Consider the following 26,205-nt stretch of genomic DNA (forward strand, 5'->3'; position numbering starts at 1 on the left):
AGAGGGATATACATGGCATATGATTTAGAGGGCATTGAACAGATTGAAAAAGAAGAATTAAAACGCTTGTATGACACAAAAGAAAAATCGCCGATTATTATTGATGTAAGAGAACCTTCGGAATATATAGAAGGACATATACCGGGGGTGCCGCTGCTTCCAATGAATCAAGTCCCGGAGGTCATTGATCAGATCAAAAAAGATGAAAGCTATGTTCTCGTGTGCAGAAGCGGGAGCAGAAGCCATCACACAGCTCTTTATTTTAAAGATAACGGGATTAATAATGTGAAAAATTTTGCTGGAGGCATGCTGGCTTGGGATAGTGAAACGGAAACGGGCATGGAAAACCCAGTGGAAGAGATTGGACAATTATATAATAAGAAGTAAGGAGAAAGAACGGGTTATACAGAGCCCGTTCTTTTTTGATAGGCAGCAAAGTGATAGACGAACACTAATGATTCAAGAGGAGACTGATTACTATATTAAATGGTTGAAAACAGGCAGGTAAATGAAAAGGTCATTATCGAATAGGATGGTGGAATTACTTTTATTTTTTGTAATTATTGTTTTATAAAAAAGAAAATAAGGAATACTACGTGCAAAAGCAGTCAAAGGGAGGGACAAAGATTGTTTTGGACGATTATTGGTATTCTAATTGCTTTGTGGTTGTTAGGGTTGGTTTTTGAAATCGCAGGAGGATTAGTTCATATTTTACTTGTTGTCGCATTAATTGTACTCATTTACAGGCTTATTACTGGAAAAAATCGAGCATAAAGAGAAAATACAGGTCTTATAAAAAAAGAAAAAGGCCTGTTTTTTCTGCTATCTATTTTTACTTATTATACTCTATAATAGAGAGAGAAACTTAAATAGAGAGAGCAGGAGAGGAACGGGGATGAAGAAAAAAACGTGGTTTGTACAAGTTCTATTATTAGGAGCACTAATGTGTCAAACGAATGGTGCACAAGCAGCAATGCCGTTTTCAACGGAAGCAGAGCCTCCTTCCGAGGAGCAGGAAGTGGACGAGGAGGAACATGCACTATACATAGATGGGCAGCTTCAAACCTATGCAGGACAGCCGATATTTCATGAAGGAATTCTTTATGTGACTGCTCAAGCCGCAGTAAAAGCTTTAAATGATAAAGCTGAAATAGAAGAAGGTCTGCCGTATACGGGAAGCTCTTCCCCATATGAATACTTAGAACAAAATAATGACGTAGAAGAAATTAACAACAGAAAAGTCGTTAGAGTAAATGATTTGCAATCCCTAGGGATAAAAGCGGAATGGCTTGATGATCCAGGAAGACTTCATTTAGAAACAGCTGATTTGCTCACCCTGGACAATCTGCAAATAGGTGATTCGATGGATGAGGTCAACAGCCATTACGATGTCCATTGGAACACAGGATATGGACAATCTGCCGATTATATAGGTTTCTATGGAGATATGCATGAATTTACATATACCGACCGTTATGGAAAAGAACGTTCTGGTGATGTTCCTGAAATACAATTAGAAATAAAGGACGATACGCTGACGTATATCATTATTTCTTCTTCATCCTATGAAACTGCTAGGGGAATTACAGTAGGAGATTCGTTGTTTGATGTAAGACGAGCCCATGGTTCGGAGTATGTAGAAGAAAAAGCAGATGGAAAAACCGTGTATATCTATCATGTAAACGGCGGCAGCCTTTGGTTTATTGCAGATGACGACCGTAATGTAGAACGGATCAGTTTGTGGGCTTTTCAGCTGGAGGGATATGAAAGGTAAATAATAATTAATTTCTCAACACTTTTAGGTTTATTCTTCTTTAAATAGGGAAAAAGGATAGCAGCAGTTAAAAAAAGTATATTTTTAGGACAGGGGGAATAACCTATGAGGAAAAGAAGTGTATTACTTTCATCAGCAGTAGCTGGCGTAGTAGGAACAGCTACATTTTTACTTCGAGATGAAGACAAGCGCGGCCGTTTAAAACAAGCTTCCCAGCGTACGATTGCAAAATGGAAAGGCAATACGAAAGAAGATGAAGATGAACAATTAAATGAAAAAGTCGGTCATTCTGAACCGTACGATTTTGAAGATAATAAAATGGTTTCAGAGGGTGCCATGCATTCTGTACACCACTATAACAAAGCACAAGAAGAAGAGGAAGAACCACTTCAGACAACGATGGAAGAAAAATAAGTAAGAAGACATCTTAAAGAAAAACACAAAGCTGTTCCCCCGCTATTTGATTGTAACGGAGGAACAGCTTTTTCATCGTTTAAGAGAAGATTTACTCTTTTAAGCCAAACTTCAATCAAGTACAATAAAAAAGGATTATCTGATTGATAATGAATCATGTAACACAACAAAAGGAAGATGCTGATGGTTACTATAAAGGAAGAAGTGTTATCTGACATACCAGCATTACATATTTGTAAAGCAGAATATGAACAAAAACCTTTACCGACATTAATATTTTGGCATGGGTTTTCAAGCGGAAAAGAACACAACTTGCATGTAGCTTTTCGTTTGGCAAAAAAAGATATAAGAGTTATTTTACCAGAAGCCATTCACCACGGTGAAAGAAATCTAGGACTTACAGAAAAACAAAGAATACTGGAATTTTGGTCGATCGTTTTGAAAAGCTTAAAAGAAACGGAAACGATAAGAAATGAATTGGAAGAAAAGAACTTAGTACAGGAGGAAAGGTTATTTGTCGGAGGCACTTCTATGGGTGGTATATTAACGTGCGGAGCTTTAACAGCATTTCCGTGGATAAAGGGCGGTATTGTGTTAATGGGAAACCCAGCATGGGAAGTGTTTGCAAGAAATCAAATTACGAGGCTCGACCAGCAAGGGGCGCTGCCGTTGTCGGAAGAGGATGTAGAAAAACAGGTGCAAAAGCTAATTGAATTTGATCTATCCCAAAACGAGCAAACGCTGGGAGACAGACCACTTTTCTTTTGGCATGGACGTGACGATAAAGAGGTTCCTTATGATGAATCGTACGCATTTTATGAAAAAATTAAAGAATACCGGAAAGAGGATGCTAGTTTGGTTTATCAACTCGATCCTTCTGCCGGGCATAAAGTGTCACGCGATGGAATCATCGCAATGACAGAGTGGGTGGCCGATTATATATAAAATCAACTTCGAATATGGATAGGGGGTGTCAAACCCATGATTACGAGCAATACTACCTTATCACAAGAGTTACAAAAAGTAGCCGTCATTATTTTAGGTGCCGTCATTATGGCAATTGGTTTAAATCTCTTTTTAATTCCGGCAAACGTTTTTGCCAGCGGGGCTACAGGGATTGCCCAAATATTAGCTGAGCTGCTTCCACTTTCAACAGGTATGTTTTTGTTTCTTATTAACATCCCTATTGCCGTACTTGGCTGGATGAAAGTTGGAAAACTGTTTACTTTTTACAGTTTTTTGCACGTAGCCTTACAGACATTTTTCCTTGAAGTGATCCCGGTTCAGACACTCTCAGAAGATATCTTGTTAAACGGAGTATTCGGCGGGGTCATTACCGCAGTTGGGGCGGGAACAGCGCTGAAATGGGGTTCATCTGCAGGAGGGCTCGATATTGTAGCACTTGTATTAGCACGGGTGAGTGACAGGCCTGTTGGTACATATTTTTTGATGATGAACGGTATTATAGTTATGACTGCGGGACTGCTATTTGATTGGGAAAGTGCATTATATACACTTGTTACATTGTACGTTGGTTCAAGGGTCATTGATACGATTCATACCCGTCACGTAAAAGTGACAGCCTTTATTGTTACCAAAAAGCCTGATGAACTCAGAGAAGCGATTCATAAACATATTACAAGAGGCATTACAAGAATGCCTGCGAAAGGAGGATACGACGCTACCGATAAAGAAGTACTAATGATCGTTATTACGCGTTATGAACTGTTTGCGATGCAGCAGGTTATTAATGAAGTAGATGAAAATGCCTTTACAAATATTGTAAACACGGCCGGCATATTTGGGCTGTTCCGTAAAGATTAAACGGAGTAAAACCGTTTTTTCCAGTCATGGATCTATGTATAGACAGAATACGTTCAGATCATGAATGTTCTCTAAAAGTGTGCAGTAAACCCCCCTATCCCTTTGAAATATCTGATGCTATACGAGAAGAAATTTGTATAGAAGCTAGACTCCTATATGAAACGGTTTTTGGAGAGAGGCGATCAGTTTGAATAAACCACTATTTTTCATGGTAGTTTTCTTTTTAACATTTTCAGGAGCAGCCTGCGCAACATCCGAGGAAGATGGGACAGGAGGTGAAACAGAAAAAAGTATGGGAGAAAATTGGAAGCTCACAGGAGAATTTGATGTGGATTCAGACAGCTGGCGCATGGAACTCGAAAATATCTCAGAACATCCTTTAGAGCTGCAATTTAATAGCGGCCAGGAAATAGAAGTGGACATGAAAAAAGACGGCCAATCAGAGTCTGTTTATCAATATTCAGCTGATAAAATGTTCACCCAGGCTTTAAAACAAACAACGATCGAACCAGGTGCGTCCACAACATGGTCTGACGATATCTCGCAGAAATCGTTAGAAAAAGGGTCTTATACGGTCATATTTGAAGTCCTTGCTCGAAAAGTGAACGGAGAAAAACCGGAAAAACCATTAAAAACCTCTGATACGTTTACGATTAAATAGGGCAGTCCAAAAACGGCGGAAAACATAAACGTTCCGCCGTTTGCTTGTACTTAGAACATAATTAACGATGTTAAAGGGTCAAAGTATTGAAAAATGGTGTGAGAGCTGTTAAAACAGCTATTGATCCAAGTACAACGAATATAAGATTTCCTCCTAGAAAGGAAATTAAAAAAGCAACAGCCATTCCGGTAAGTCCGAAAAGAACATTTTCATGAATGGTCAACACACCCGGAAAGATGAGGGCACCTAATGCAGCATAAGGAACATTCTTAAGAATTCCTTCTAACCTGGGCGGAATGCTCTTAGCGTTTAAAAAAACAAGCGGCAGCATTCTTGGAATATATGTTACGAGGGCCATGCCTACAATAATGAATAGTAATTCCATGCTCATTTTCTTTCCACCCCGTTTTTCTGGTCTGCATCATTGTATTTGTTATTTAGCGGTTCAATGAATTCAAGCACGGTAGCTGCGATTAAGGTTGCTAAAATAATAGCCCAGCCTTCAGCCATGATGAAAGCAAACACACTATTTAATACGGCGGCTAACGCTGCGAGAAAAAAGATTTTTCGATGTTTTTTTAAAGATGGAGCAAGCAAAGCAATAAATAAAGCATACAAAGCAAACGCCAAACTTTGCTGCAGCATCTCGGGAAGCAGCTGACCGACAGCGTGCCCTACTCCTGAATGAATGACCCAGCTAGCATACGATATGAAAAACACGCCATAAACATAGCCGGTATGAACGGTGCCTTCTTTGGTAGAGGCAACAGCAAAGACTTCATCGGTTAAACCAAACGCGTATCCAGCTTTCTTTAATGGATGATCTTGTACAGCTTTTTCATTTAACGAAGCGCTCATTAAAAAATGGCGGATATTTACGATAAACGTTGTAAAAATAATTTCAATAGCCCCTGTTCCTGCTGCAAGCAGGCTGAGAGCCATGTACTGGGCCGCACCTGCAAAGACGAGCAGACTCATCAGCATTGTTTCTTGGACGGTAAGCCCTGTCGTTTGGGCTATAAAACCAAAAGTTATGGCAGCGGGAAAATACCCGAGCGCAATGGTGGTCCCATCTTTCATACCAGCAGCAAAAGAATGATTGGTTGTTAGCGTTACGGCCGCTTTCATGTATCGGTCCCCTCTCCCATAAATAAATTATTTATTATTGTATGTTATGGTATATTTATTGTATGTTATATTATACTTTCTTTCAAGGTGATCATATGGAAAAAGAACAATTAACGGCTCAGATTGGCAGCCGGCTAAAAGAAATTCGAAAACATAATGGGTTAAATTTAGAGGAAGCTGCTTCCATAACTGGTGTAAGCAAGCCTATGCTAGGACAAATTGAAAGAGGGGAATCTAATCCGACTGTAGGGACGTTATGGAAAATTGCAAAAGGTTTAAACGTACCTTTTACATCTTTCATTGAAGCAGAACGTCCAGCTGTAACTAAAGTAGATTACAAGGAACTCGAAACGCTAGAAGGAGAGCATGGGGGCTTTCATGTGAAACCCGTATTTTCAAAAGACCAGTATACACCGTTTGAAGCGTTTTATGTGGATATTGATCCTTTAAAAAGCTATTATTCAGAAGCTCATCCAAAAGGGGTGGAAGAATATATTTTCTTAAAGGAAGGGACGATGCAGGTTCGTGTTGATAAGAATTGTTTTACATTAGAAAAAGGCGATGCGCTTCGGTTTGAAGCAAACAAAGATCACGTCTACGAAAATATAGGGGAAACACCAGCCAGTTTTACCATGATTATTTATTATGCTCGTTAGTTCAAAGAGGCTCACATTTTCTCAAGATTTCCTATTGATAAATAGCTGCTTAAAAACGGGGCCTGGCGCCGCTAAATGACCATTGGAAAGAAGGCATGGTTTTAAGCAGATTACCTGGCCCCGCTTTCTAGAAAACAGCTCTTTTCCTGTATAAGAAATAAATAATGTATAAAATAAGACCAGAATTTATTCAGCTCCAGCTTAAAATCTAAATCCATACCGCTTAGAAACGACATCGTAAAAACCAAGTGAATTATACAATGCTTTGGTAGCTGCATTACTGATGCCTGTTTCTAATTCGATTCCTTTAATTCCATGATTTTCAGCCCAGTAAATAACTTTTAATAGCAGCTTTTTGGCAATTCCCTGGTTACGGTGTTCTTTATGTACGAACAAATCATTCAGCCAAATATAATACCCCCCTTTATCAAGACTGATGCCAAGATTTAAAAAAGCTGCTCCGAGGATCGTATTTTCGTACTCCGCTACAAATATATGGGCACAAGAGTTTTCCGTTAAAGAAAGATTGATGGAATCCATTAACAATTCATACGCATTCTCTTTTCCAATGGATTCCATTTGCCCCATTAATAAGTCAGCTACTTTCTCGCGTGTTTCTTGGTCAGCATCGTTAGGAATTTCATAAATTTTCAACTGTGCTTCCTCCTTTACTGATAATCAGCAGGGCGTTTTAAAAGACCATGTATATATTAACACAAATTCTTGTAAGACTTATTGGTCCATTGCCTGGGAATGTAATTTTAATTTTTCTTCAAGAAAAATGGCAATTCCATCTTTTTCATTTGCAGCGGTAATTACATCAGCTGCTTGCTGTGCTTCTTTGGATCCATTGCTCATAGCTACTCCGATACCTGCTTCTCTAAGCATCTCCAAATCGTTATCTTCATCTCCAAATGCAATAACATCATCCATTGAAACGTTACAATACTCGGCTACTTTTTGTAATCCTGCTGCTTTGTTGTTGCCCGTTTTTATGATTTCTATTAAATGATGCGGAGCGCCCCAAGAACGTTGTTCAATTCCTTGGGCATGTTTTCCGGAAATTAATTCTCTTAACGCTTCGGCACTTTCTCTTTTTGGATAGACGAGAAGAGAAGTTGGGTTTGTATGAAGAACGTTTTTTAAATTTCCGTGAGCTGCAGGCTCCGTGCTTAATGCTAGCATGTCAATAAACGTTTCATCGTAATCGTGCAAAAAGACGTCGTCAATCACTTCTGCCATAATATTATTGACCTGAAATGCCTGACATGTATCAATAATTGTTTTCGCTGTTTCTAAGTCAAGCGGAGAGTGATGAATGCCAAAGGAGCGGTCGCCGGGATGATGTATATAGGCACCGTTAAAATTAACAATCGGGGTATCTAGGCCTAATTGCTGGTAATACATTTTACTCGCCCGGTAAGGCCTGCCTGTCGCAATCGCAATCATATGTCCTTCCTTTTTCACGTTCTGCAACGTTTTATACGTACGAGTAGATATTGTTTTGTCATCTTTCAACAATGTACCATCGAGGTCTAGAACAATTAAATGTTTACGCATAGATTGGTTCCTCCGCTCTTTGTCAATAATGATAAATGTTCGGTAGTAGTGTATGCATGTTCATCAGATTGTAAGAAAAGTATCAAAAATTTACAATGGAGAAAGCATAACACTATAAAAAAATATGCTATATTTAGAGATGAATGATCCGCTACCTATTTTACTTTAGTTGAAAACGAATTGAAAGCGCACGCTGCATGCTTTGGCATGGAAAGGAGGAGCGCTCAAATAATGAAGGAATTTTTTTTGACATTTACGTTTCGAGCCCTATGGACACCCGAACTAATTATCGTGCTGGCAGCAGTTGCTTTTGTATATTACTGGATAACTGTTAAAAAGCGACATACGTTTATCGGTGCAGAAAAAATATCTATAAAACAAAAGCTTTGTTTCCTTTTCGGCCTGCTTGCCCTTTATCTTGGCTGGGGCAGTCCATTGTATATTGCAGGGCATTCCATTATTACTATTCATATGACCCAAATGGTGCTGGCTTATTTTGCAGCCGTTCCGCTTTTTATTCTTTCGATTCCTAAGTGGGTGCTGCACACGTGGGTGCATAAGTGGACAAAAAAAGCATATGTGACGTATCAGATTGTTATGAGCCCGGTAATTGGTTTGATTGGGTTTAATGCGTTATTTTCGTTTTATCACATACCGATGGTGTTTGACTCTATTATGCAATCTCCTATACTGCATAGTGTTTATCAGATAGCGCTTTTTGGCACAGCTTGGCTGATGTGGTGGCATATGCTTGCTCCGCTGCCTTCTACTAATCAGTTATCTGATTTTCGGAGGATTGCTTATATTTTTGGAAATGGCATATTAATCACACCGGCATGTGCACTTATTATATTTGCGGGCAGCCCATTATATGAAACCTATACGAATCCGGCTGTTTGGTCTAATGTAATGGCTTATTGTCTTCCGCCGGGAGCTGAACTTCCTGCTGGTTTGATGAATACAGCTGGCGGTGGGTTTTCATTTTTAGATCCGCATGCTGATCAGCAGCTTGCAGGTGTTGTAATGAAGATTACACAGGAATTTGTATACGTAACAACAATTGGTTATGTGTTTAAACAGTGGCTCACCAAAGAAAAACTGCAAGACGGCGAATTGACTATCAGTGATATTCCAGCTCATGCAGATCATTTAAAAAACCGCTGATGTATGAATATTATTTCACTGGCTGAAGAGGGCTTATCCCGGAAAGTATGCCGGATAAGTCTTTTACTTATACTTTAGAAAGTTTGTTAAAGGAACAAAGTATAAGCAAAACTACGTCTTCCGCCATAAGGACTTGGCGGAAAGCCGAGTTTTCCTAATGAATAATAAAGTTATGAACATATGTAAAGAGGGAGATATATGAAACACCAATTTTTATTAGTAACACTAGGGTTGTTAACCCTTTTATTAAGCGGGTGTGCCTGGCTGTATGACAGCGGACAGTCAGCAGAAAACGGATCAGATTTATCTCACCTGGATTTAGAAATCAAGCCTTTTTCTTATACCAATCAGGCGGAAGAGACGGTAACCAATGAAGATTTAGAAGGGAAGTACTGGATTGCTGACATGATTTTCACGAGCTGTCCAACCGTTTGTGATTTAATGACACCGAATATGCTTAATCTGCAAGGAGAGTTGGAACAAGAAGGGCTCGATGTCCAAATAGTCTCCTTTTCTGTAGACCCAGAGTTTGATAACCCGGACCGTTTAAAAAATTACGGGGAAAATTACGGCGCTGATTTTAGCAATTGGCATTTTTTAACAGGGTACAGTGATGAAGAAATAAAAGAGTTAGCTAACGAATCGTTTCAAAGCACCGTAGAAAAAGATCCTGAACAAGATGATATTATTCACTCTACTAAATTTTTTCTGATTGATCCAAAAGGCAATATTATCCGCAGCTATGACGGCCTTGAAAACGATGCAGATCCGATCGTAGAAGATGTGAAACGTTTGTCAAACAGCTGAAGAAGATAAATCAATAGTCTTTCTATAGACAAGGTGATACACTGGTTTATGGTTTCTTATTAATAATAGAAAAGGAGGGGAATCATACATGAATCATTTCTTAAAGAAAACGTTATTTCTAGTCCTCACTGCTGTTGTTGCTGTGACATTGGCTGCATGCGGCACAGATGAGGAAGAAGAGTTAACGCTGCAAGATGAAGAATGGGAAGACGTCACCATCTCCGCTAAAGACCAGCCTACTGTCTTTTTCCATTTCACGGGTGTTGACTGAGGACACTGTGTATCGCAGCTCGTGCAGCTGCAGCAGCACATAGACTCTTTTGACGATCTTGATGCAGATATTTACGCGATTAGTAATGATTCTCCAGAACAGCACAAAGAGCTAAAAGAAGAAGTCGGTTTTACTTATACGTTTTTGTCTGATGCTTCAATGGAGGTCATAGAAAAAGCAGAAATGGCAGGAGAGAGTGCATCTGTCCGCGGCTTTTCTGTTTTTAATAAGAATGGTGAATTAATAACTTCGGAAGAAAATGATTTCTGGGGAGATGAAATCGAAGAAACCGAAGAAAAAATTAGACAAGCATTAGAATAACATAATAAATACTGCTTTTGTGCCGACTGCTTTGGCATGAAAGCAGTATTTTTTTTAATGTGAAAAACGCCGCTAATACGAGAGAAGTACTGAATGAAAGTAATGAGTAGCTGAAAGAAAAGGAAAAAGTGCCGAATGGAGTGGAAAAAGCGCCGAATAACCAGGAAACCATTTACACGTTTCTACTGCTTTAGGAGACTTTAACTTTGTAAAAGGACAAAGAATAAGAAAAACTACGACTTCCACCATAAGTACTCGAATGCAAAAGAATGTATATAAATACACATCCTACATAAATACAGAACATGGGCTGATTTTTTTAATAATCCTAATGAAGGAAGGTATTAAAAGAATATTAAAAAGAGATTTGAAAAAATATAAAAATACAGTTGCATTAATATATATTCACACTTATAATAAACATCAACGGAAAATGTATAAAGATAAAACGAGGTGCAAGTTTATGAAAGCTGCAATAGTCGGAGCAACTGGATATGGCGGAATAGAATTAATTCGATTGCTTCACAATCATCCTGAAGTAAAGAAAATTGCTGTCTTTTCTTCTTCCCAAGAAGGCAAGACGATGGCTGAAAGTTATCCGCATGTATCTGAAATTATAGACGAAACATTAGAAGATATTAATGTTGACCATTTAAAACAGCATGATGTCGTGTTTTTATCAACACCGCCTGGAGTGTCTGCTGATTTAACCGGCCAGCTCGTGCCAGACACAAAAGTAATAGATCTTTCCGGAGATCTTCGTTTAAAAGATGCATCTGTTTATGAGAAATGGTACGGAAGAGCAAGTGCAGAGACATCCTTATTGAAAGAAGCAGTGTATGGGTTGACAGAGTGGCGGAAAGAAGAAATAGAAAAGACCGATCTGTTGTCAAATCCGGGCTGCTACCCAACAGCAGTGCTGCTTGGTTTGGCTCCGCTCGTAAAAGAAGGAGCCATAGACGCTAATCAAGTGATTATTGATGCAAAATCAGGTACAACAGGAGCAGGACGTTCGCTTAATGCCATCACACATTTTAGTGAGATGAATGATAATTTCAAAGTATACAAGGTAAATGAACATAAACATACACCAGAAATAGAGCAGGAATTAAGCGGATGGATGCAAGAAAATGCAACGGTGACTTTCACACCGCATCTTGTACCTATGACACGCGGGATTATGGCGACAATGTATGCTCCATTGCATAAAGGATGGACAGAACAAAACGTGAAAGAAATATATGACAAAGCGTATAATGAAAAAACATTCGTCCGAGTAAGAAAAAGCGGAACGTTTCCATTTACAAAAGAAGTCTACGGAACAAATTATTGTGATATCGGCGTAACCGTCGATGAGAGAACGGACAGAATAACAGTCGTTTCTGTAATTGATAACTTAGTTAAAGGAGCTTCAGGGCAAGCCATTCAAAACATGAATGTCATGTTTGGAATACCAGAAGAAACCGGTCTTTATTCCGTCCCAATTTATCCATAATATTCAAATTCAGGGGAGAGAGAAGCATGAGCACTTTACAAAATACAGAAGAAATCGTAGAAGTGAACGGAGGAAGTATTATTACTCCTTTTGGTTTTACAGCAGCCGGCGTTCACACAAAGGTGAAGCGTAAACGCAAGGATCTCGGTGCCATCCTATGTGATGTGCCTGCTTCGAGTGCAGCTGTTTATACGTTAAACAAAATACAAGCAGCTCCCCTGCAGGTTACAAAAGAAAGCATCGCCAAAGAAGGGAAACTGCGTGCGATTGTAGTAAACAGCGGCAATGCCAATTCTTGTACAGGAGAACAAGGACTGCTTGATGCATACACGATGAGAGAGTCTCTAGCGGATACATTTGATATGCCGGATCATCAAGTAGCAGTCACATCAACAGGTGTGATAGGCGAGCGTTTGAAAATGGACAAAATTATTCCGGGAATCAAAGATCTCAAACCAATGCCTACTTTTAAAGATGCCGATCAATTTAATGAAGCCATTATGACAACCGATAAAGTTAAAAAGCATGCCTGCTTTCAAACGATGATTAATGGCAAGCGGGTAACGTTTGGCGGAACAGCGAAAGGCTCCGGCATGATTAACCCGAATATGGCCACGATGCTCGGCTTTGTTACAACCGACGCGGCCATTGAACCAGATGATCTTCAGCAAGCGTTAAACGAAGTGACCGATAAAACGTTTAATCGCATTACCGTGGATGGTGATACGTCTACAAACGATATGGTAGTAGTAATGGCGAGCGGCCATGCTGGAAATGACAGTCTGCATCCTTCACATCCAGAGTGGGAGAAGTTTAAAAAAGCGCTGCAGCTGACATGCGAGGATTTGGCCAAAAAGATTGCAAGAGACGGCGAAGGGGCAACAAAGCTCGTTGAAGTGAATGTTTCAGGTGCCAAAACAGACGAAGAAGCTGGAAAAGCGGCTAAACAAATTGTAGGCTCAGACCTTGTGAAAACGGCAATTTACGGGACAGATGCAAACTGGGGGCGCATTATCGTAGCGCTTGGATACAGTGAAGTAGAACTAGACCCAGAGAAAATCGATATATCACTAGGCTCTATCCAAACATTGAAAAATAGTACGCCTGTTTCCTTTTCAGAAGAAGAAGCAAAAGCATATTTAGAACAAGAAAACATTACGATTACGGTCGACTTAAATATCGGAGAAGGTTCAGGGAAAGCATGGGGATGCGACCTTACCTATGAATATGTAAGAATTAACGCGGGATACCGCACGTAATAAAAACAGGGGAGAGGAACGATGAACAATGGAAGGCATTGTAGTTATTAAATGCGGGGGTTCCACGGTAGATGAGCTGTCACCAGACTTTTTTCATAGCATCGCCGCGATGAAAAAAAAGGGGAAGCATCCAATCATCGTACACGGAGGCGGCCCTGCAATCAACAATATGTTAGTACAAATGCAAATCAAACCAGAATTTGTCGACGGATTAAGAAAAACAACGGGAGACGTGCTTGAAGCAGCCGAACTTGTTTTAAGCGGAAAAGTGAACAAGAAAATTGTTGCTGCTTTTCAGCCAACACAAGCAACAGCTATCGGCATATCAGGGATTGATGGCGATTTAATCAAGGCGTCACCTATTAATCTAGAAACATTAGGGTATGTTGGAAAAGTAGAAGAAATTAATGTCCGTTTTCTGCAGCAATTAATTCAAAATGATTTTATTCCTGTCATAGCGCCAATTGCGGCGGATACAAACGAAGGCAAGTTAAATATAAATGCCGACGTAGCAGCCGCTGCTGTAGCTCGAGCCATGCACGCGGAAGAATTAATTTTTGTAACAGATGTAGATGGTGTGTTAGTCAAAGGACAATTAGCGGAAACGTTAGCTGTCACAGAAGTCAACGCTTTAGTAGAAAATGGAACGATATACGGCGGCATGATTCCAAAAGTTCGAGCTGCAGCTGATAGTTTAACAGGCAAGCTGGAAAAAGTGACGATTGCTAATGGGAACGGTAAAAATACACATGAAGACGGGACATTAAAAGGAACAACAATTATAAAGAAAAAAGCAATAACATCATAAACCAGGAGGGAACCGGGAAATGGAATCCAATAACCAATCAAAACACGAAGAACTGCTTTTCCCGACATATAAAAGATGGAATATAACGTTTAAAAGTGCTTCCGGTTCAACCATAACCGATCAATCGGGGAAAACGTATATAGATTTAATGGCTGGAATTAGTGTCGTAAATCTAGGCCACGGTCATCCGGCTGTACTTAAAGCAGTAGAACAACAGCTGCATGAAGGCTGGCATGCATCTAATTTTTTTCATTACGAAGGGCAGCAGGAAACAGCAGAACTGCTAACCGCTCATTCATGCGGAGATCTTGTATTTTTTGCTAACAGTGGAGCAGAAGCCAATGAAGGCGCCATTAAACTGGCAAGAAAACATACAGGGCGAAAGAAGATCATCAGCTTTCTCCAGTCCTTTCACGGCCGAACATTTGGCAGTATGGCAGCTACCGGACAGGACAGCATTCATAAGGGATTTGGACCGATGCTTGAAGGGTTTGAGTATCTGCCATATAACGATGTGAAGGCAGTGGAGAACGCTGTAGATGAAGAAACCGCTGCTGTAATCGTAGAACCGGTACAAGGAGAAGGCGGAGTGATACCGGGAGAGCATTCGTTTTTACAAGCGGTAGAAAAAGCCGCAAAAAAAGCTGGCGCATTGCTGATTTGTGATGAAATACAAACGGGACTTGGCCGAACAGGAGCTTTTTTCGCACATGAACACAGTGGTTTAAATCCAGATGTAATTACGACCGCAAAAGCACTGGGAAATGGAATTCCAACGGGAGCTGTTATCGGAAAAGCTCATTTAAAAGAAGCTTTTGGACCGGGAAGTCATGGGACAACATTTGGCGGAAATCCTCTTGCAATGGCTGCAGCACAGGCCACACTGCGTACTTTAATTGAGGAAGATTGGAGCAGAAAAGCAGCAGCAAAAGGGGAAACTTTACGAAAGGAATTAAACGAGAGACTTTCTTCTCTTAATATAGTAAAAGATATTCGTGGAAAAGGCATGATGATTGGTATCGAATTAACGGAACCGGCAGCAAATACGATACTGAAACTGCAGGAAAAAGGAGTTTTGGCCATCGCGGCCGGGCCGAATGTTTTACGGCTTCTCCCGCCTTTGACCATCGAATGGGAAACGCTTATGAAAGGCGTTCATGCAATAGAAGAAACGCTGAAAAACAAATAGAACACCTTTCGCTGGCAGCACCGCTTGTAGCAGCGTCAAACTTACTCCCCCTCTTGGGAGCTTAGACAAACTTGTTATTAGAATGAGGAGGAACAAGAATATGAAGGGATATATCAAGCTAGAAAGTGGAGAAATATTTGAAGGAACCATTGCCGCTGACACCCAGGAAGAAGTATATGGTGAAATAGTCTTTTTTACCGGAATGACTGGTTATCAGGAAGTGATGACCGACCCTTCGTTTCACGGCCAGATCGTCGTGTTTACGTATCCCCTCATTGGAAACTATGGATGGAACGAAAAAGACTATGAAAGCATTAAACCGCAGCCAGCAGGCCTGGTGATCAGTGAAGCATCTCCTGAAGCCTTTCATTATGAAGCAAAACAAACCATTGAAGAAGCAGCTTCAAAAGCAGGAGTTCCTTTATTAAAGGGAGTCGATACACGCTCTCTTGTAAAAAGTATCCGAGAAAAAGGGGATATGGGAGCAGTTATGACCACCTCTCCTGAAAAAACGGAAGTGAGTTCTTATGAGCCGATTGGTGAACAAATGCTTATCGATGAAGTAACAGTCAGAGAACCGTTTACCAAAGGAGAAGGAGATCATCACATTGTTCTGCTCGATTTTGGCTACAAACAATCAATGGTTAGAAGCTTAGTGAAAAAAGACTGCAAAGTAACGGTTGTTCCTTATGATATATCAGAAAAAGAATTGACAGACCTGGAGCCGGACGGACTACTGTTTTCTAACGGACCGGGAAACCCTAAGCAGTTAAACGAATGGCTGCCGCGATATCGAAAGCTTGCACAAACCTATCCATCCCTTGGCATCTGCCTTGGTCACCAGCTTTTGGCGCTTGCTTTTGGCGGAGACACGGAAAAACTTCGCTTCGGCCACCGCGGAGCAAACCAGCCAGTACAGGATACACATACGAACAGAGTGTTTATGACTTCACAGAATCACAGCTATGTTGTAAAAGAAAACAGTCTGCCTAAAGGAGAATTTGCTGTACAGTTTAAAAATATTAACGATGGATCAGTAGAGGGCCTCTCCCATCTAAAACACGATATTATTACGGTACAGTTCCATCCAGAAGCACATCCTGGACCGGCAGACAGCGAAGAAATTTTCGATCAGTTTCTCGAACATCTTAAGAAAAAAGGGAGAGAGAAAACCTATGCCTAAGCAAACAGAGATAAAGAAAGTGCTGGTCATTGGTTCAGGACCGATTATTATCGGGCAGGCTGCTGAATTTGACTATTCCGGAACACAAGCCTGTCTTGCCCTTCGTGAAGAAGGTATGGAAGTTATACTAATAAATAATAACCCGGCTACGGTCATGACCGATGAAGCATGTGCCGATAAAGTATATTTTGAACCGCTCACCGTAGAATCAGTTGAGAAAGTGATTCAAAAAGAGCAGCCGGACGGCCTTCTTGCTACACTTGGCGGTCAAACCGGTTTAAACCTGGCTTTTGCCTTAGATGAACAAGATATTTTGGGCAAATATGGGGTAACCCTGCTCGGAACGCCGATAGATTCGATAAAACAAGGAGAAGACCGCGAATTGTTCCGGTCTCTCATGCAAGAAATCGGTGAACCAGTGCCTGAAAGTGAAATAGTAGAAAAAGAAGAAGAAGCACTGGTGTTTGCAGCGAAAACCGGCTATCCGATCATTATTCGTCCTGCTTATACGTTAGGCGGAGGCGGCGGCGGTATCGCCCATGATGAAAAAGAACTTCGCTACATTATCACAGGCGGCCTTGAAGCAAGTCCCATCAATCAATGTTTAGTAGAAAAAAGTATTGCAGGCTATAAAGAAGTAGAATATGAAGTGATGCGGGATGAAAACGACACCTGTATTACTGTGTGTAATATGGAAAACATTGATCCGGTCGGTATTCACACGGGTGATTCGATAGTAGTCGCCCCGTCCCAGACATTGACCGATGTAGAATATCAAATGCTAAGAGCTGCGTCTCTGAAAGTCATTCGAGCGCTTGGTATTGTCGGCGGCTGCAATATTCAATTTGCACTCGACCCATACAGTAAAAAATACTACCTTATCGAGGTGAATCCGCGTGTCAGCCGTTCGTCGGCTCTTGCCTCTAAGGCAACGGGTTATCCCATAGCAAGAATGGCAGCTAAACTTAGTGTAGGTTATCAGTTACATGAATTGCTCAACCCTGTTACCGGCCATACGTATGCAAGTTTTGAACCGGCTCTTGATTATGTTGTCGTGAAGTTTCCGCGCTGGCCGTTTGATAAATTTGATACTGCCGACAGAAAACTGGGTACTCAAATGAAAGCAACTGGAGAAGTAATGGCGATTGAGCGTAATTTAGAAGCTGCCCTTCAAAAAGCAGTCCGTTCTCTTGAAATAAAAACGAACGGTTTGACTCTGCCAGGATTATCTAAAAAAACGACAGATGAACTTTATAATCTTCTTGACAATCAAGATGATCAGCGGTTCTTTGTGCTGATGGAGCTGTTAAGAAAAGGAGAAACAGCTGTTTCGCTTCATGAGAAAACAGAAATAGATTTATTTTTCCTTCAATCTTTTCAAAAGCTGGCACAGCTTGAGAAGGAGATTCAAAATAACAGCTGGGATGAGATAAATGCTAAAAAGCTTTTAACTTGGAAAAAAGCAGGCTTTACGGATAAATGGCTGGCCCAGCAATGGAACATCGAAGCGGCAGAGATATATAAACAGAGAAAGGTTTGGGACATTCTCCCTTCTTACCATATGGTAGATACGTGTGCTGCAGAATTTACCGCAGATACACCGTATTACTATTCAAGCTGGTACAAAAACAGTGATAGAAAAGAAGAAAGCGGGAAACCAAAAATCTTAATTCTTGGATCAGGCCCTATTCGTATCGGGCAAGGGATTGAATTTGATTATTGTTCGGTCCATGGCGCTATGGAAGTGCAAAAAGCTGGATATGAAGCGGTTATTATGAACAACAATCCTGAAACGGTGAGTACTGACTTTGAAATGGCTGATCATCTCTATTTTGAACCATTAACAAGTGAAGACGTTCAGCATGTAGCGGAAGTTGAAAACGTAGAATCTATTATTGTTCAGCTAGGAGGCCAGACAGGGATTTCCCTTACCCAAGAGCTTGAAGAAGCTGGACTGCATGTTCTTGGTACATCTTATGATACGATTGACCAGCTCGAGGACCGGGGCCGCTTTTATGAATTGATGAAAAAAGTAGACGTCCCTCATATTCCTGGGATTACTGGCTACAATAAAGCTGATGTAATGGAGAAGGCTAATCAGATTGGATATCCGGTATTGCTGCGTCCATCTTATGTCATCGGCGGACAGGGCATGGCGATTCACACGAGTGAAGCGGAGCTTGAAACGTATTTAACAGACAGTAACAAAAGTGTAGAATATCCTATTTTGATTGATGCATTTCTACCGGGAAAAGAACTTGAAGTGGACGTACTGACAGACGGCTATGATATTTTCATCCCGGGGATTTTTGAACATGTGGAGCCTGCTGGGGTCCATTCTGGAGACTCTATGGCGGTTACGCCTCCGTTTAGTGTGAGCGGTACGACCAAAGCGCTTTTGGTCCAATATGCGCAAAATATAGCCAGAGGAATGAACTTTAAAGGAATATTTAATATTCAGTTTGTTTATGAAAATAATACGTTATATGTCATCGAAATCAATCCGCGCGCTTCGCGAACGGTCCCGATTTTATCGAAAGTCACCGGCACTCCGTTAGTCGAAGGAGCTGTTCATATGCTTCTAGGTCGTTCCGTAAAAGAATGGGCAAACGGCAAAACCGGATTAAAAGAGGAAACGCCGTATTACACTGTGAAAGCGCCTGTGTTTTCCAATGACAAATTAGCCGGCATTGATCCTCTCTTAGAAGCGGAAATGAAATCAACGGGAGAGTTAATCAGCATTGCCAAAGATAAAGAAGAAGCATTCCAAAAAGCGTTTGCCTGGTCTGAAAGCCAAGTTCCGCTGCTATTTAAAAAGACAGGGATCATTTTCTGTGATATTCATGAAAGTCATGCCAAAGACTGTGCCCCGGCCTTACAGCAATTAGTCAAGCTGGGTTACACACTTGCTGCTGAGGAAAAAGATCATGCAGTCGAAAACAAAATGTCTTTTTCAGAATGGATCAGCGACAAAGAGGCGGCAGCATATATAAGTCTTCCGAAAACGGGCTATTCTAATGGAAAAGAACGCCGTCAGGAAGCATTAAAACAGCGCAAAACTGTTGTTACCAATACCGACACATTAAAAATAATGATTGACGCGATGACAGGTGAAAGAAAAGAACCACAGGCAATGGAAGAATGGCTGAAAGAGACGGTAACGGCCCAAGAAGGAGTGTAAAACTTATGAGTGAACAAACGGTCATACAGCCTCCCGCAAATCTTATCGGGAGGGATGTTTTAACCTTGCTCGATTTTACGAGTGAAGAAATCAACGACCTTTTGAATTTTTCCGAGCAATTAAAGGAAAACCAAAAACAAAACGGACAAACCTTGCTGCTGCCAGGGAAATCTCTCGGAATGATTTTTGAAAATGCTTCGACGAGAACACGGGTTTCTTTTGAAGTAGGAATGACTCAGCTCGGAGGCCACTCTTTGTTTCTTAGTCCAAGAGACTTGCAAATTGGCCGCGGCGAGCCGATTAAAGATACGGCCAACGTGCTTTCCCGCTATCTAGATGCGATTATGATCCGTACAAACTCCCATGAAAGCGTCGAAGAATTAGCGGTTCACTCTGATGTGCCGGTTATTAACGCACTGACCGATTTGTATCATCCGTGCCAGGCACTTGCAGATTTGCTGACTATAAAAGAGCATAAAGGCAAGCTTGAAGGTTTAAAAGCGGCCTTTATCGGTGATGGAAACAATGTCGCTCATTCCCTGCTCATTGCTTGTGCTAAAGCAGGAATGGATGCAGCTATTGCTGTTCCTAAAGGGTATGAACCGGACGATAAGGTGTGGAAAGAAATTCAGCAAACCGCAGAAGAAAACGGAACAGAGCTTGTATTGACTCACAACCCAGAAGAAGCAGTAAAAGATGCCGATGTGATATATACTGATGTATGGGCGAGTATGGGGTATGAAGAAGAACAGGCAAAAAGAGAAAAGGCATTTGAAGGTTTTCAAATAAACGAAGAGCTTTGTGCCAACGCCAAAGAAGATTATATCTTTTTGCACTGCCTGCCAGCACATCGCGGCGAAGAAGTAGCTGCTGAAATTATTGACGGAGCTCACTCTGTTATTTACGATGAAGCGGAAAATAGACTGCATGTACAAAAAGCGATTCTAGCATCAGTTATCGAATAGTATAAAAGCTGCTCTAGCCGTACGCGCTGCTGTTAGAGCAGTTTTTTGTACGTTAAGAATCAAAGGATAAGCAAAACTACGACTCGACCGTTTTCACATGGAAGCCAAGTTTTTTGTATGAAAAAACATTTTAAAGAACAGGCAAATAACCGATATTAAACGAGATTATAACGCTTTAAAACTAAAATTGCTGTTTCATGGCAGATGGTGGCGGCACCTCTTGGCCGCTATGTGGTTTCTAATAGCTGTGTGTCATGTCAATACGCTCTTGAAAAAATATCTTTGCGAAATTCCCTAAAATATAAGAAAATGAAAGTCATACTACCGAATAGGGAGAATACTACATATGGAGTTGAGAACCGTTTATGTGAGAACACTGCTTTTTTGTGTCATTCTCATATTAGCCTTTGCCGTATTGCATTATATTTTTAAAATAGGAGAAGGGATGTCTGTTCTTCTTTCGCTTGCTGCTGCCTTTTTAGGAGAATGGTTTTATACCAAAAGTAAGTCATAGAGAAACAACGCTTTACATATGCATTTCTTTGTTAAGGTATTAGAAAGCAGGGATTTTAGGATAAGAAACGAATATAAAGAGTGCTGAGCAATCTGCAATTATAATTATCTTCTACTTTAGAAAAGTTTAACTTTGTTAAAGAATCAAAGGATAAGCAAAACTACTACGACTCTGCTTATTGCTTATTTTAAAAGGAGCGTTGTTGGTTATGTTTTCAAACCGAAAATCCATAGGGGCCATAATCGTTGGATACACCGTTTTTCTGCTTCTTAGTGCCTGCAGTACAGATATGTCCACTGCGTCGTCAGACTACAAAGCTGCATTGCTTTTAGAAAGTACTATCGACGACGAGGGCTGGAATAACAAAGGATATCACGGCTTGTTGAATATTCAGTCAGAATTAGATATGGAAGTCATGTATGAAGAAAATATTTCGAGTCTTGGTGCAGTAAAAACTTCTTTAGATACGTTGCAAGAAGAAGGGGTAGGCCTTGTATTTGGCCATGGGAAGATATTTGCGAAGATGTTTGACGAACTGAGCGAAGATTATGCTGACATGCATTTTGTCAGTTTTAACGGTGAAGTATCAAACGAAAATGTAACTTCTATTCATTTTGATGGATATGCTATGGGTTATTTTGCTGGCAGGTTGTCTGGGGAAATGAGTGATTCAAACACAGTAGGAGTGATAGCTGCTCAGGAGTGGCAGCCGGAAGCAGAAGGATTTGTAGAAGGAGTCCAAACGAAAGATGCTTCTGTCGAGGTGATCAGCAGCCATATTGAAAGCTGGGATGACAAAGAAAAAGCCCTTCACACGTTAAATGATATGTTAGACAAAGGTGCGGATATTATTTATCCGGCGGGGGACGGATTTCATATCGAAGTGATTAATAAATTGAAAGAAGAAGGATTGTATGCTATTGGCTATGTTGGCGATCAATCAGATTTAGGCGAGTCTACCGTGTTGACGAGCACCGTACAGCATGTGGACGAAATGTATAGAATGGCAGCTGAAAAGTATCAAAACAATGAATTAGACAGCGGAAATATAACGGTTGATTTTCAAGAGGGGGCCATATCGATGGGAAAATACAGTCCGCGCATCCCAGAAGAAGTCCAGCAGCAATTAGATGAAGAGGTAGACGAATATAAACAAACAGGAGAGTTTCCAAACGAATAGATCCGGCCCACTGCTCCTTGACGCTTTAGGTAGAAAAATGCTTGAATAATACATGAACATACTAGCAAAACGTTAAATGAGGTGTAATCATGGATCAAGAATTAAACATGAGGTTTATGGAAATTGCGATGAAGCATGTGCAGGAAGGACGGGCTTTTTTAAATGAAAAGGGAATTGAACTAGATATGCATGATCTGCAGCCTGCTCTTGAAATGCTGATGAGTGTGATGAATGAAGCCTACAATATGGGCTATGACGATGCAAAGAAGGAATAATAGAAAGAGCGGCAGGTAACACCTTTCTTTTTTTGTCATATAGTGAAAATATCTAAGAGAAAAAGAAAGGTTGTCACCTTATGTACCCATATCTGTATCATTATGGCCCATATCGAAATAATGAGCACCACCAGCCTCCCAGAAATCCATACTATCCGTTTATCCCATTTCTGGCAGGGCTAGCTGTTGGTCCTTTACTTTTTAACTATGGCGGTTACGGCGGGCCGTATTATGGTCCAACCTACGGTCCTCATTACGGCCCGACATTTGGTCCGAGCTATGGCCCGAGTTTCGGTCCCTCGTATGGCAATTACACCGGTTATGGTCCGCCGCCATTTACCGAAGACTATTAGCAAGTAAAAAGCTGTTGTTTATAATCACTAACCTGCAAGGGCATCGAGCAGGTTAGTTTTTCTTTTTTTCGGCTATTAATAAGAGGGCAACCAATATTTCTCATAAGCTTTTTTGAGCACCTAGACGTATCTAGACAAAGCAAAATTTTTGGTTTAAAATTAAAACCAGGTCATAATATGAAGTATAAAATAAAGATTTTTCATAAGTCATATGAGGATTTACCTGCTTTGCAGTGAAATGACTGATTTATATGGTAATGCAGAGATAATAGGAAAAGTTATAGAAGAATTACCCGATTAGAGGAGGAGCGTAATACATGCGAAATGCTGGAATCTGGGGTATTGGCAGTTTCATTGAGGGGCGAGAAATTACAAATACGGAATTCGAAAAGACGCTTGACACAAGTGATGAGTGGATACGTTCAAGAACTGGAATCGAACGAAGAGTGTTTGCTGAAGAGGAAGTAAACACCTCTGACATGTCATACTATGCGGCGGTAGAAGCATTAAAAGATGCAGACCTAGATGCCTCAGAAATAGATTTAATATTGGTTGCTACCGTAACACCTGATTATCCATTTCCGTCTGTGTCTTCCTTACTGCAAGACAGATTAGGAGCTGAAAACGCAGCAGCTATGGATATTAGTGCAGCCTGCGCTGGTTTTATTTATGGATTGGCGACAGCGGATCAGTTTATTAAAAACGGAACCTATGAGCACGTGCTCGTTATTGGCGCGGAAAAATTATCAAAAGTAGTGGACATGAATGACCGCAACACAGCTGTTTTATTTGGAGATGGTGCAGGAGCAGCTGTGATGGGACCAGTAGCCGAAGGGAAAGGAATGCTCGCATTTGAGCTCGGTTCGGATGGGTCAGGTGCAATGCATATCCGTCAAGACCCAAAGCTTATTATGAATGGTAGAGAAGTCTTTAAGTTTGCAGTTCGTCAAATGGGCGAGTCTTCCTTAAATGTTGTAGAAAAAGCAGGGTTAACAAAAGATGATGTTGATTTTCTTGTCCCGCATCAGGCTAATATACGTATAATGGAAGCGGCTCGAGAACGACTTGACCTTCCTAAAGAAAAAATGGCCGTTACGGTAAACAAATATGGCAATACCTCTTCTTCTTCTATTCCAATTGCTGTGGTAGAAGAATTAAAAAATGGTAAAATAAAAGATGGAGATCTTGTAGTAATGGTAGGTTTTGGTTCAGGGCTAGTATGGGGAGGAGCAGCTATTCGCTGGGGACGGTAACCTCACCCTTTTATAGTGGAAATTCAGACAAAGGAGAGAAAGGACATGAGTAAAAAAAACCGAGTGGTTATTACTGGAATGGGATCTGTAAATCCAGTCGGACTGGATGTAAACACTTCATGGAAGAATATAAAAGCAGGGGTCTCGGGTGTCGGAGAATTAACACGTGTGAATAAAGAAGATTTTCCGATGAAAGTTTCAGCTGAAGTACAAGATTTTGATGCTTCGTCCTTTGTAGATAAAAAAGACGCTAGAAAAATGGACCGATTCACTCAATTTGCAGTAGCGTCAACGCTCATGGCTTTAGAGGACGCACAATATACCATTACAGATGATAATGCCCACCGTATCGGAGTTTGGATTGGTTCTGGGATAGGCGGTATGGAAACATATGAGCAGCAATTTAATAAGTTCCAAGAAAAAGGCTACAAAAGAGTAAGCCCATTCTTTGTGCCAATGATGATTCCAGATATGGCTTCTGGTCAGGTTTCCATTGTGACAGGAGCAAAAGGGATTAACTCTTGTACCGTGACGGCTTGTGCTTCTGGTACGAATTCTATTGGTGATGCTTTTAAAGTCATCCAGCGAGGAGATGCCGATGCGATGATCACAGGAGGAGCAGAGGCGCCTATTACCAATATGGCTGTAGCCGGTTTTTGCTCTGCAAAAGCAATCACAACGACTGAAGATCCAGAAAAAGCTTCTCGTCCATTCGATAAAAATCGCAGCGGTTTCGTAATGGGAGAAGGGGCAGGTATCCTGTTGATTGAATCATTGGAATCTGCACAAAAAAGAGGAGCAAACATTTACGCCGAAATAGTGGGCTATGGTGCAACAGGAGATGCTTATCATCTAACAGCTCCTGCTCCTGAAGGAGAAGGCGCCGTTCGTGCGATGAATCAAGCTATTGAAGACGCTGGCTTACAGCCGGAAGATTTTCAATATGTAAATGCCCATGGGACAAGTACCCCTTACAATGATAAGTTTGAAACGATAGCAGTGAAAAAAGTATTTGGTGAGCATGCGAATGAATTGATGATGAGCTCCACTAAATCAATGACCGGCCATCTTCTCGGGGCAGCTGGTGCAGTAGAAGCGATATTTACGATTAAAGCAATGCAAGAAGGCACTGTACCGCCGACCATCAATTATGAAGAAGCCGATCCTGACTGTGATTTGGATTATGTGCCTAACGAGCACCGAAAAGCTCCTGTCACAGGAGCATTAAGCAACTCTTTAGGATTTGGCGGCCACAATGCAACCTTAGCCTTCAAAACATTTGAAGAGTAACAAAAAAAGGGATGCGCTCTTTCCAGATTTGGAAGGGGCGTTTTTTCTGACAAGCTGGGCGCTGTTATCGGAGTAAATTAAACAGACTTTTAAGGTTTATTTTTTTATTATTAAGCTTTAGAGTGATCCCGCCGATAGGAGGTTGTTTGTATTGATTACAAGTAGAATAACAGAAATTTATGAATACTTATATGGTTATCAGGCAGCAGTTCCATATTAATTGGAAGTCCAAAGATTTACTTAGAGACTCTGTTTGTATCAACCAAACGAATACAACCAATAAAGATCCGGACAATCCAAAAAGTAAAAGAAAGAACAGATATAGTGTGAAAACTGTTCCAGCCTTTACGAAATCTTACTAAGTTGGTATTCTTTTCAAGTCAATTTTCAGACAGTGCCATAGGCAAACTAAAAAGGAAAACACTGTATTGTAGTCTTCAAGGGTTTCATGTCGCCCCCAAAACGTCCTTGAAGATAAATGTTGCGGCTGGAGTAAGCCTAAAAAAAATATATATTTAGCTGCTTAGTATAAGAAAAGGGTAAGCGCCTTGCTCACGAGCGCCAAATCCTGTAGGGCGGCATATGGAAAGCTGATTTTTGCTTTCCATTGACGAACCGAAGGAATCTCGAGCGAGTAGGCGCTTGCGCTAGACATGTAAAACGCGAAATATTTATCATTT

29 protein-coding genes and 1 pseudogene are annotated in these 26,205 nt (G+C 40.8%); 25 read left to right on the plus strand and 5 right to left on the minus strand.

Features of this window, described 5'->3' with window-relative positions; translation table 11 throughout:
- Positions 1–12: 12 nt before the first annotated feature.
- The 7 genes from FZF09_RS08065 to FZF09_RS08095 all read left to right on the plus strand — a co-directional run bounded on the left by FZF09_RS08065 (position 13) and on the right by FZF09_RS08095 (position 4,673).
- Positions 13–387, plus strand: coding sequence for a rhodanese-like domain-containing protein (locus FZF09_RS08065; RefSeq protein ID WP_158736082.1), 375 nt, complete (start codon positions 13–15; stop codon positions 385–387).
- A 240-nt stretch (positions 388–627) separates the two neighbouring features.
- Positions 628–774 (plus strand): lmo0937 family membrane protein, encoded by a 147-nt coding sequence (locus tag FZF09_RS08070; RefSeq protein WP_158736083.1) that lies wholly within the window; start codon positions 628–630, stop codon positions 772–774.
- 121 nt (positions 775–895) lie between these two features.
- A complete protein-coding gene (locus FZF09_RS08075) occupies positions 896–1,774 on the plus strand; it encodes a hypothetical protein (protein ID WP_158736084.1) in 879 nt (292 codons plus the stop codon).
- A 105-nt stretch (positions 1,775–1,879) separates the two neighbouring features.
- Complete coding sequence (locus FZF09_RS08080; RefSeq protein ID WP_158736085.1) at positions 1,880–2,188, plus strand: hypothetical protein; 309 nt, start codon at positions 1,880–1,882, stop codon at positions 2,186–2,188.
- Between the two features lie 183 nt (positions 2,189–2,371).
- On the plus strand, positions 2,372–3,133 hold the full coding sequence (locus FZF09_RS08085) for a prolyl oligopeptidase family serine peptidase (protein ID WP_158736086.1): 762 nt from the start codon (positions 2,372–2,374) through the stop codon (positions 3,131–3,133).
- 36 nt (positions 3,134–3,169) lie between these two features.
- On the plus strand, positions 3,170–4,012 hold the full coding sequence (locus tag FZF09_RS08090) for a YitT family protein (RefSeq protein ID WP_158736087.1): 843 nt from the start codon (positions 3,170–3,172) through the stop codon (positions 4,010–4,012).
- A 187-nt stretch (positions 4,013–4,199) separates the two neighbouring features.
- Positions 4,200–4,673: a BsuPI-related putative proteinase inhibitor gene (locus FZF09_RS08095; protein WP_158736088.1), complete on the plus strand. Its 474-nt coding sequence runs from the start codon at positions 4,200–4,202 to the stop codon at positions 4,671–4,673.
- Positions 4,674–4,743: 70 nt separating this feature from the next.
- On the opposite strand, the gene FZF09_RS08100 is transcribed toward FZF09_RS08095, so the two are convergent.
- Together FZF09_RS08100 and FZF09_RS08105 are read right to left on the minus strand one after the other, a co-directional pair.
- A complete protein-coding gene (locus tag FZF09_RS08100; RefSeq protein WP_158736089.1) occupies positions 4,744–5,064 on the minus strand; it encodes an AzlD domain-containing protein in 321 nt (106 codons plus the stop codon).
- Positions 5,061–5,801 carry an AzlC family ABC transporter permease gene (locus tag FZF09_RS08105; protein WP_158736090.1) on the minus strand — a complete coding sequence of 247 codons (741 nt, stop codon included), beginning with the start codon at positions 5,799–5,801 and terminating at the stop codon, positions 5,061–5,063. Before FZF09_RS08105 ends, FZF09_RS08100 begins: the two co-directional genes overlap by 4 nt.
- Positions 5,802–5,896: 95 nt before the next feature.
- On the opposite strand from FZF09_RS08105, the gene FZF09_RS08110 reads away from it, so the two are divergent.
- Positions 5,897–6,457 carry a helix-turn-helix domain-containing protein gene (locus FZF09_RS08110; RefSeq protein WP_158736091.1) on the plus strand — a complete coding sequence of 187 codons (561 nt, stop codon included), beginning with the start codon at positions 5,897–5,899 and terminating at the stop codon, positions 6,455–6,457.
- 201 nt (positions 6,458–6,658) lie between these two features.
- On the opposite strand, the gene FZF09_RS08115 is transcribed toward FZF09_RS08110, so the two are convergent.
- Positions 6,659–7,111: a GNAT family N-acetyltransferase gene (locus FZF09_RS08115; RefSeq protein ID WP_233269443.1), complete on the minus strand. Its 453-nt coding sequence runs from the start codon at positions 7,109–7,111 to the stop codon at positions 6,659–6,661.
- Positions 7,112–7,189: 78 nt separating this feature from the next.
- Entirely contained in the window at positions 7,190–8,017 is an 828-nt protein-coding gene (locus tag FZF09_RS08120; RefSeq protein ID WP_158736092.1) for a Cof-type HAD-IIB family hydrolase, read from the minus strand.
- Between the two features lie 231 nt (positions 8,018–8,248).
- Here FZF09_RS08120 and ctaG point away from each other — a divergent pair, with 231 nt between their 5' ends.
- The 17 genes and pseudogenes from ctaG (at position 8,249) to fabF (ending at position 25,525) form a co-directional block, all read left to right on the plus strand.
- Positions 8,249–9,181, plus strand: a complete 933-nt coding sequence (gene ctaG, locus FZF09_RS08125; RefSeq protein WP_158736093.1) for a cytochrome c oxidase assembly factor CtaG — start codon at positions 8,249–8,251, stop codon at positions 9,179–9,181.
- A 198-nt stretch (positions 9,182–9,379) separates the two neighbouring features.
- Complete coding sequence (locus FZF09_RS08130; protein ID WP_158736094.1) at positions 9,380–9,988, plus strand: SCO family protein; 609 nt, start codon at positions 9,380–9,382, stop codon at positions 9,986–9,988.
- Positions 9,989–10,076: 88 nt separating this feature from the next.
- On the plus strand, positions 10,077–10,259 hold the full coding sequence (locus FZF09_RS08135; protein ID WP_158736095.1) for a hypothetical protein: 183 nt from the start codon (positions 10,077–10,079) through the stop codon (positions 10,257–10,259).
- A 15-nt stretch (positions 10,260–10,274) separates the two neighbouring features.
- Positions 10,275–10,580, plus strand: a pseudogene (locus tag FZF09_RS08140) (peroxiredoxin family protein); the annotation flags it as partial.
- 463 nt (positions 10,581–11,043) lie between these two features.
- Positions 11,044–12,075 carry an N-acetyl-gamma-glutamyl-phosphate reductase gene (gene argC / locus FZF09_RS08145; RefSeq protein WP_158736097.1) on the plus strand — a complete coding sequence of 344 codons (1,032 nt, stop codon included), beginning with the start codon at positions 11,044–11,046 and terminating at the stop codon, positions 12,073–12,075.
- Between the two features lie 26 nt (positions 12,076–12,101).
- A complete protein-coding gene (argJ, locus tag FZF09_RS08150; RefSeq protein WP_158736098.1) occupies positions 12,102–13,334 on the plus strand; it encodes a bifunctional glutamate N-acetyltransferase/amino-acid acetyltransferase ArgJ in 1,233 nt (410 codons plus the stop codon).
- 28 nt (positions 13,335–13,362) lie between these two features.
- The gene (argB, locus tag FZF09_RS08155; RefSeq protein ID WP_158736099.1) at positions 13,363–14,142 is read left to right on the plus strand and encodes an acetylglutamate kinase; all 780 of its coding nucleotides are present in this window, start codon (positions 13,363–13,365) and stop codon (positions 14,140–14,142) included.
- A gap of 19 nt (positions 14,143–14,161) precedes the next feature.
- Positions 14,162–15,331: an acetylornithine transaminase gene (locus FZF09_RS08160; RefSeq protein WP_158736100.1), complete on the plus strand. Its 1,170-nt coding sequence runs from the start codon at positions 14,162–14,164 to the stop codon at positions 15,329–15,331.
- Positions 15,332–15,431: 100 nt separating this feature from the next.
- Entirely contained in the window at positions 15,432–16,514 is a 1,083-nt protein-coding gene (locus tag FZF09_RS08165; RefSeq protein WP_158736101.1) for a carbamoyl phosphate synthase small subunit, read from the plus strand.
- Positions 16,507–19,695 carry a carbamoyl-phosphate synthase (glutamine-hydrolyzing) large subunit gene (locus tag FZF09_RS08170; protein ID WP_158736102.1) on the plus strand — a complete coding sequence of 1,063 codons (3,189 nt, stop codon included), beginning with the start codon at positions 16,507–16,509 and terminating at the stop codon, positions 19,693–19,695. Before FZF09_RS08165 ends, FZF09_RS08170 begins: the two co-directional genes overlap by 8 nt.
- 5 nt (positions 19,696–19,700) lie before the next feature.
- Positions 19,701–20,660, plus strand: a complete 960-nt coding sequence (gene argF, locus FZF09_RS08175; RefSeq protein ID WP_158736103.1) for an ornithine carbamoyltransferase — start codon at positions 19,701–19,703, stop codon at positions 20,658–20,660.
- Between the two features lie 346 nt (positions 20,661–21,006).
- The gene (locus FZF09_RS08180; protein WP_158736104.1) at positions 21,007–21,174 is read left to right on the plus strand and encodes a hypothetical protein; all 168 of its coding nucleotides are present in this window, start codon (positions 21,007–21,009) and stop codon (positions 21,172–21,174) included.
- Positions 21,175–21,382: 208 nt separating this feature from the next.
- On the plus strand, positions 21,383–22,354 hold the full coding sequence (locus tag FZF09_RS08185) for a BMP family ABC transporter substrate-binding protein (protein WP_158736105.1): 972 nt from the start codon (positions 21,383–21,385) through the stop codon (positions 22,352–22,354).
- 89 nt (positions 22,355–22,443) lie between these two features.
- Complete coding sequence (locus FZF09_RS08190) at positions 22,444–22,629, plus strand: ComZ family protein (protein WP_091584922.1); 186 nt, start codon at positions 22,444–22,446, stop codon at positions 22,627–22,629.
- A gap of 80 nt (positions 22,630–22,709) precedes the next feature.
- Positions 22,710–22,982 (plus strand): penicillin-binding protein, encoded by a 273-nt coding sequence (locus FZF09_RS08195; RefSeq protein WP_233269444.1) that lies wholly within the window; start codon positions 22,710–22,712, stop codon positions 22,980–22,982.
- A gap of 317 nt (positions 22,983–23,299) precedes the next feature.
- A complete protein-coding gene (locus FZF09_RS08200) occupies positions 23,300–24,235 on the plus strand; it encodes a beta-ketoacyl-ACP synthase III (RefSeq protein ID WP_158736106.1) in 936 nt (311 codons plus the stop codon).
- A 45-nt stretch (positions 24,236–24,280) separates the two neighbouring features.
- On the plus strand, positions 24,281–25,525 hold the full coding sequence (gene fabF / locus FZF09_RS08205) for a beta-ketoacyl-ACP synthase II (protein WP_158736107.1): 1,245 nt from the start codon (positions 24,281–24,283) through the stop codon (positions 25,523–25,525).
- Positions 25,526–26,048: 523 nt separating this feature from the next.
- Here fabF and FZF09_RS23025 read toward each other — a convergent pair.
- Entirely contained in the window at positions 26,049–26,180 is a 132-nt protein-coding gene (locus tag FZF09_RS23025; protein WP_255450448.1) for a hypothetical protein, read from the minus strand.
- Between the last annotated feature and the right edge of the window lie 25 nt (positions 26,181–26,205).

The organism is Alteribacillus sp. YIM 98480, assembly GCF_009765375.1.
Taxonomy (GTDB): Bacteria; Bacillota; Bacilli; order Bacillales; family Marinococcaceae; genus Alteribacillus.

Coding starts and splice junctions, on each gene's coding strand:
- FZF09_RS08200 (WP_158736106.1), top strand. CDS start 23,300: ATGCGAAATGCTGGAATCTGGGGTATTGGCAGTTTCATTGAGGGGCGA.
- FZF09_RS08120 (WP_158736092.1), bottom strand. CDS start 8,017: ATGCGTAAACATTTAATTGTTCTAGACCTCGATGGTACATTGTTGAAA.
- FZF09_RS08090 (WP_158736087.1), top strand. CDS start 3,170: ATGATTACGAGCAATACTACCTTATCACAAGAGTTACAAAAAGTAGCC.
- ctaG (WP_158736093.1), top strand. CDS start 8,249: ATGAAGGAATTTTTTTTGACATTTACGTTTCGAGCCCTATGGACACCC.
- argB (WP_158736099.1), top strand. CDS start 13,363: ATGGAAGGCATTGTAGTTATTAAATGCGGGGGTTCCACGGTAGATGAG.
- argJ (WP_158736098.1), top strand. CDS start 12,102: ATGAGCACTTTACAAAATACAGAAGAAATCGTAGAAGTGAACGGAGGA.
- FZF09_RS08165 (WP_158736101.1), top strand. CDS start 15,432: ATGAAGGGATATATCAAGCTAGAAAGTGGAGAAATATTTGAAGGAACC.
- FZF09_RS08065 (WP_158736082.1), top strand. CDS start 13: ATGGCATATGATTTAGAGGGCATTGAACAGATTGAAAAAGAAGAATTA.
- FZF09_RS08100 (WP_158736089.1), bottom strand. CDS start 5,064: ATGAGCATGGAATTACTATTCATTATTGTAGGCATGGCCCTCGTAACA.
- FZF09_RS08160 (WP_158736100.1), top strand. CDS start 14,162: ATGGAATCCAATAACCAATCAAAACACGAAGAACTGCTTTTCCCGACA.
- argF (WP_158736103.1), top strand. CDS start 19,701: ATGAGTGAACAAACGGTCATACAGCCTCCCGCAAATCTTATCGGGAGG.
- argC (WP_158736097.1), top strand. CDS start 11,044: ATGAAAGCTGCAATAGTCGGAGCAACTGGATATGGCGGAATAGAATTA.
- FZF09_RS08170 (WP_158736102.1), top strand. CDS start 16,507: ATGCCTAAGCAAACAGAGATAAAGAAAGTGCTGGTCATTGGTTCAGGA.
- FZF09_RS08195 (WP_233269444.1), top strand. CDS start 22,710: ATGTACCCATATCTGTATCATTATGGCCCATATCGAAATAATGAGCAC.
- FZF09_RS23025 (WP_255450448.1), bottom strand. CDS start 26,180: ATGTCTAGCGCAAGCGCCTACTCGCTCGAGATTCCTTCGGTTCGTCAA.
- FZF09_RS08085 (WP_158736086.1), top strand. CDS start 2,372: ATGGTTACTATAAAGGAAGAAGTGTTATCTGACATACCAGCATTACAT.
- FZF09_RS08180 (WP_158736104.1), top strand. CDS start 21,007: ATGGAGTTGAGAACCGTTTATGTGAGAACACTGCTTTTTTGTGTCATT.
- fabF (WP_158736107.1), top strand. CDS start 24,281: ATGAGTAAAAAAAACCGAGTGGTTATTACTGGAATGGGATCTGTAAAT.
- FZF09_RS08130 (WP_158736094.1), top strand. CDS start 9,380: ATGAAACACCAATTTTTATTAGTAACACTAGGGTTGTTAACCCTTTTA.
- FZF09_RS08190 (WP_091584922.1), top strand. CDS start 22,444: ATGGATCAAGAATTAAACATGAGGTTTATGGAAATTGCGATGAAGCAT.
- FZF09_RS08075 (WP_158736084.1), top strand. CDS start 896: ATGAAGAAAAAAACGTGGTTTGTACAAGTTCTATTATTAGGAGCACTA.
- FZF09_RS08185 (WP_158736105.1), top strand. CDS start 21,383: ATGTTTTCAAACCGAAAATCCATAGGGGCCATAATCGTTGGATACACC.
- FZF09_RS08105 (WP_158736090.1), bottom strand. CDS start 5,801: ATGAAAGCGGCCGTAACGCTAACAACCAATCATTCTTTTGCTGCTGGT.
- FZF09_RS08080 (WP_158736085.1), top strand. CDS start 1,880: ATGAGGAAAAGAAGTGTATTACTTTCATCAGCAGTAGCTGGCGTAGTA.
- FZF09_RS08110 (WP_158736091.1), top strand. CDS start 5,897: ATGGAAAAAGAACAATTAACGGCTCAGATTGGCAGCCGGCTAAAAGAA.
- FZF09_RS08135 (WP_158736095.1), top strand. CDS start 10,077: ATGAATCATTTCTTAAAGAAAACGTTATTTCTAGTCCTCACTGCTGTT.